This window comes from Bradyrhizobium retamae (assembly GCF_001440415.1).
In the GTDB taxonomy this organism is placed as follows: Bacteria; Pseudomonadota; Alphaproteobacteria; order Rhizobiales; family Xanthobacteraceae; genus Bradyrhizobium; species Bradyrhizobium retamae.
In genome coordinates this window covers 1-1,077 of the sequence record NZ_LLYA01000145.1, presented here as the reverse complement: position 1 = coordinate 1,077, position 1,077 = coordinate 1, and the positions used below count along the sequence as shown (strand labels likewise).

2 protein-coding genes are annotated in these 1,077 nt (G+C 63.1%); one reads left to right on the top strand and one right to left on the bottom strand.

Features of this window, described 5'->3' with window-relative positions; translation table 11 throughout:
- Nucleotides 1–700: IS21 family transposase (locus CQ13_RS16635; protein WP_488225904.1), on the bottom strand; the 700-nt coding region annotated here is incomplete at its 3' end.
- Between the two features lie 162 nt (nucleotides 701–862).
- On the opposite strand from CQ13_RS16635, the gene CQ13_RS45015 reads away from it, so the two are divergent.
- On the top strand, nucleotides 863–1,077 hold a 215-nt coding region (locus tag CQ13_RS45015), incomplete at its 3' end, for a hypothetical protein (protein ID WP_210183074.1).

The following is a 1,077-nucleotide window of genomic DNA, read 5'->3' as shown; positions in this document are numbered from 1 at the left end:
CGCCTCGCACACGCGCGCCTTTGCGTTCATCGGCGGGGTTCCGGCAGTGGTGGTGCCCGATTTTGTTACCGGTAACAAAATCGCTCACCGTCTGCCGGGCCACGCCGCCGAAATAGGCAAATGCCCGAACGTGCGAGGCGATCCAGTCCGGCAGGCTCTGGCTGAGGCTGGCTTCGGCGTAGGTGTAGTTCGAGGCGCCGAGTACGGCGACGAAGATCTGCATGCTGCGTACCTCGCCGCTGAGCCCGTCAACCACCTCCATCGTGTGGCCGGAATAGTCGACGAACAGCTTCTCGCCGGCGACATGCACCTGGCGCAGGGTCGGCTTGAGGCGGCCGGCCCATTCCTTGTAACGCTCGCAGAACCACGAATAGCTGAAGCTGTCGGAGCTCGCGTCGCAATACTCCTCCCACAACAGCATCAGCGTGACGCTCGGGCGCCGCAGCTCGCGATGCACGAGCGCCCAATCCGGCTGCGGACACTCGTCGCTGGGCCGATCGGATGGTGGCGGATATAGGCGGTTCTCAAGCCGGACATCGTCATCCAGCTCCGGCGGCAACGGCCAGGTCAGGCCGGCGCGGCGGGTTCGGTTCAGGTACTTGCTAACCGTGCCTTGGGCCAAGCCCAGGCTGCGGGCAACGGCGCGTTGCGACATGCCGACGCTGTAGTGCAGGCGTAGAACTTCACGAATGTGGCGCATGGACAGTCTCTCGGTCGGCATCTCGATCCTCTGCGGTTAGGCAAAAGACCAAGCTACCCGGGTTGCAGACTGTCAGCGGTGCGCGCCTCCCCGTTCCCCCGATCGCGATCGCTGGAAATAGCGATCACGATCGGCTGGAAATGGTGATCACGATGCTCTGGAATGAGTGATCACGATGGCCTGGAATCGGTGATCACGATCGGCTGGAACACGCAACCTATGTCCGTGACGATCGGCCATTTGGCGGGCAAGGTCGGCCAGCGGCGCTGTTTTACGCCTCGCGCGATCGGCGCGGCGAACATCCGGCGCGGCATCTTCAGAACTTCGCCGGTTAATGCTCATCTCTCCATTAGCCGGCTAATCGCGAGGTGGCGGTA